This is a genomic window from Paenibacillus cisolokensis (genome assembly GCF_018403665.1).
Taxonomy (GTDB): domain Bacteria; phylum Bacillota; class Bacilli; order Paenibacillales; family Paenibacillaceae; genus Paenibacillus_AH; species Paenibacillus_AH cisolokensis.
This window is the reverse complement of the sequence record NZ_BOVJ01000198.1, coordinates 1-3836: the sequence shown is the minus strand read 5'-3', so window position 1 is coordinate 3836 and position 3836 is coordinate 1. Positions and strand designations below refer to the sequence as shown.

The 3836-nt window shown below is 55.9% G+C and carries 3 protein-coding genes, 1 pseudogene and 1 riboswitch; of the genes and pseudogenes, 1 reads left to right on the top strand and 3 read right to left on the bottom strand.

What is annotated here, in order from left to right; all coding sequences use genetic code 11:
• A partial coding sequence (locus PACILC2_RS23480; RefSeq protein WP_213531222.1) for a hypothetical protein occupies nucleotides 1-192 on the top strand: 192 nt, incomplete at its 5' end.
• On the opposite strand, the gene PACILC2_RS23475 is transcribed toward PACILC2_RS23480, so the two are convergent.
• The 3 genes and pseudogenes from PACILC2_RS23475 to PACILC2_RS23465 all read right to left on the bottom strand — a co-directional run.
• Complete coding sequence (locus tag PACILC2_RS23475; RefSeq protein ID WP_062495995.1) at nucleotides 176-1573, bottom strand: NCS2 family permease; 1398 nt, start codon at nucleotides 1571-1573, stop codon at nucleotides 176-178. The genes PACILC2_RS23480 and PACILC2_RS23475 overlap by 17 nt on opposite strands.
• Before the next feature lie 122 nt (nucleotides 1574-1695).
• Nucleotides 1696-1796, bottom strand: a riboswitch (purine riboswitch).
• Nucleotides 1797-1880: 84 nt separating this feature from the next.
• Nucleotides 1881-3417, bottom strand: a pseudogene (gene guaA / locus PACILC2_RS23470) (glutamine-hydrolyzing GMP synthase).
• Between the two features lie 202 nt (nucleotides 3418-3619).
• Nucleotides 3620-3836, bottom strand: a 217-nt coding sequence (locus PACILC2_RS23465; RefSeq protein ID WP_213531221.1) for a hypothetical protein, incomplete at its 5' end; no start/stop codon positions are given.

The window sequence follows — 3836 nt, the reverse complement described above, 5'->3', positions numbered from 1 at the left end:
CGTTCAAGCCCCAGCCAAGCGAAAATTCCCAAAAATACTGTATTTATGCAGAATTTCACGCCATATCCATCTATTCGATCCAAAATTCCTGCACTTTTGCAGCTTTCGTCAAAGCATCTTAAAAAAGCCCTTCCCGCCGCAATTGGCGGAAAGGGCTTGGATCATGCCCGCGGAATCAATGGCCTCCCATGAGCAAATAGCGAAGCACGATCAGGACAGCCAGAATCCACATAAGCGGATGAATTTTGTAGCCGCCTTGCCGGTTGCCGCGGCCGCTCACATTGGCGATAAACGCCAGCACGACATACGAGACGATGCCGAACGAGATGCCGTTGGCGATATTGTACGTAAACGGCATAAAAGCAAGTGTAAAAAACGCCGGAATCGCATATACCATATCCGAGAAGTCGATCTCGCGCACGGACTGCATCATCAGCACGCCGACGATAATGAGCGCCGCTGCCGTCGCCGAGCCCGGAATGAGCGCGACGATCGGCGAGATGAACAGAGCGAGCAGGAAGCATACGCCGGTCGTAACCGCCGTCAGGCCGGTACGTCCGCCCTGGGCGATGCCGGAGGAGCTCTCGATGTACGCCGTTACCGTACTCGTGCCGAGCATTGCGCCGCCGCTGACGCCGATCGCGTCGACGAGCATCGCTTCGCCGACTTTCTTCTTGCCTTTTTCCGGATCTTTCATAATGCCTGCACGGTTGGCCGTACCGATCAGCGTGCCGAACGTATCGAACAGCTCCACGAACGTGAAGGTGAGGATGACCGTGATCAGCCCGACCTCGAACACGCCAGCAAAATCGAAGTGCGCGAAATTGAGGTCGCTGAAATTCGGCATCCAGCTGGCGCCTTCGAGCGATTTCGCCACGTCGACATTACCGGTCAGAATGGCGATAACCGTCGTGCCGAGAATGCCGAACAGAATGGCGGCCGGCACTTTCAGCACCATCAGAATGGCGATCAGCAGCAGGCCGATTACCGTCAAATAAACGTCGGGCGTATTCAAAGCGCCCATATGGAACACCGATTCGAAGCCGAGCAGATTCGTATACGTGCCGGCCGGAACGTCCTTCATCGTCTCGACGGAAACGGTCAAAATGCCGCTGTTTTTCACGCCGATAATCGTAATGAACAGTCCGATGCCGACCGTAATGGCATGCTTGAGACTGTCCGGAACGGCTGTAATGAGCATTTGCCGAACATGCGTCACCGTCAGAATAATGAAGATGATACCCGAGATGAAAACGGCTGTCAGCGCCATTTCCGCCGATATCGGGGTATCGGTCGCTTTCGACGTAATGACGGTCGTGGCGAAGAAGGCGTTAAGCCCCATGCCGGGCGCGAGCGCCACCGGGAAATTGACGAACAATCCCATCGCGATCGTAAAAATGCCCGCCGCCAGCGCCGTCGCCAGAAACACCGAGTTCCAGCTGAGATCAGCGGCGCTCAGAATGTTCGGATTGACCGCCAAAATGTAGGCCATCGTCATGAACGTCGTCAGCCCCGCCATAATTTCCGTTCTAACATTTGTCCCGTGTTCCTTCAGACGAAAGAAACGTTCCATGTCGGACAAAACCCTCCCTTTTTATATTCGGCAAAACAACAAAACCCGGAAGCCATGCGGTCGAAGCATGTCTCCCAGGTTCCGTAAAACGCCAAAGAGCTTGTCCGCAAATGCGCGGACAGACGCTCTTCTTCGCTTTTCGTAGCCAGATCATTTACGGTGACCTTGTAGAGACTCTCAAGCCGATTCTTGAGATTATACGAAAAGTTATTTTGTTGTCCTTCATCATTCTATCGACCCGGTCACCGGTTTGTCAATAGAAAAGATGAATATTAAAGGGAGTTCTGTCCAAAAACGTTCGGAAAAATCATTCCCACTCGATCGTCGCCGGCGGCTTCGACGTAATGTCGTAAACGACGCGGTTGACGTTGTCCACCTCATTGACGATGCGGTTCGAAATTTTTCCAGCACATCCCACGGTATGCGGGCCCAGTCGGCCGTCATGCCGTCGATCGACGTCACAGCGCGAATGCCGACCGTATACGAATACGTGCGTGCGTCGCCCATGACGCCGACGCTCTTCATGTTCGGCAGAGCCGTAAAGTACTGCCAAATTTCCCGGTCAAGCCCGGCCTTGGCAATTTCTTCGCGCAAAATGTAGTCGGATTCCCGAACGATGGCCAGCTTCTCCTCCGTCACTTCGCCCAGCACGCGGATCGCCAGTCCCGGTCCCGGGAACGGCTGACGGTGAACGATTTCGGCGGGCAAGCCGCATTCTTCGCCGACTTTGCGCACCTCGTCCTTGAACAGCGACTTCAGCGGCTCGATCAGCTTAAAGCGCATGTCTTCCGGCAAACCGCCGACGTTGTGATGGGACTTGATCGTTTGCGCCGTCGCCGTGCCGCTTTCGATAATGTCCGTATACAGCGTGCCTTGCGCCAGAAAATCGAACTCGCCGAGCTTGGCCGATTCTTCGTCGAACAAATAAATAAATTCGTTGCCGATAATTTTCCGTTTTTCTCCGGATCTTCTACGCCCTTGAGCTTGCTGAGGAACCGCTCCTTGGCGTCGATCTTGATGACGCGCATGTCGAATTTGCCGGCGAACGTGTCCATGACCGACTCCGCCTCGCCTTTGCGCAGCAGGCCGTGGTCGATGAACATGCACGTCAATTGGTCGCCGATCGCCTTGTGAATCAGCACCGCCACGACGGACGAATCGACGCCTCCCGACAGCGCGCACAGCACTTTGCGGTCGCCGACCTGCTCGCGGATGTCGCGCACCGTATCCTCGATAAACGTCTCCATACTCCAGTTGCCTTCGCAGCCGCAAATGTTGTACAGGAAATTGCGGATCATTTCGTTGCCGTGAACCGTATGGCGCACTTCCGGATGGAACTGAACGGCGTAAAATTTGCGTTCCGGATGGCTCATCGCCGCGACCGGCGCATGGGCCGTGCTCGCTTCGACACGGAAGCCCTCCGGCAGCTCCACGACCAGATCGCTATGGCTCATCCATACCGTCTGGCGGCGTTCCAGCCCTTCGATGAAACAGGAACCGGCGACAAATTCGATTTCCGCCTTGCCGTATTCCCGCTTGTCCGCACGCTGCACTTTCCCTTTTAACTGATGCGCCATCAGCTGCATGCCGTAGCAGATGCCGAGGATCGGCACGCCCAACTCGTAAACGGCCGGATCGACGAGCGGCGACTGCTCCGCATAAACACTGGCCGGTCCTCCCGAGAACACGATGCCTTTCGGCTGAAGTTCCCGTATCCGCTCCACCGGCGTGTTGTACGGCAGCAATTCGCTGTATACGCCCAGATCGCGAATGCGTCTCGCAATCAACTGGTTGTATTGTCCCCCGAAGTCGAGGACTACGATGATTTCATTCGGCTTGTTCATTCCGAACCTCCCTCGATTAATGTAGTCATTATATATAACTGCGTTCCGGCCAGTCAAGGCAAGTCCGGAAGACGGCAAAGCCGCCCGTCCGGGCGGCGAAACGTTCCATTCGGACGCGGTAAAACGTCTCATTCGGGCGCTGGCGCGGTTCGATTCGGACGGTGAAACGGACCATTCGGCGCTTGCACGGCCATTCGGGCGGCTAGCGTCGCCGTTCGGCGAGTTGCGGTTCCATTCGGGTAGCGGCACGGTTATTCGGACGGTGAAACGGATCATTCGGCGCTTGCACGGCCATTCGGGCGGCGAGCATTGCCGTTCGGGCGATGATACGGCCCCTTTCGTGCAGTAAAATGTCCCATTCATATGGCGAAACGTCACGGTTCGAGCGGCGAGCGACGCCGTTCGGGCGATGATACGGC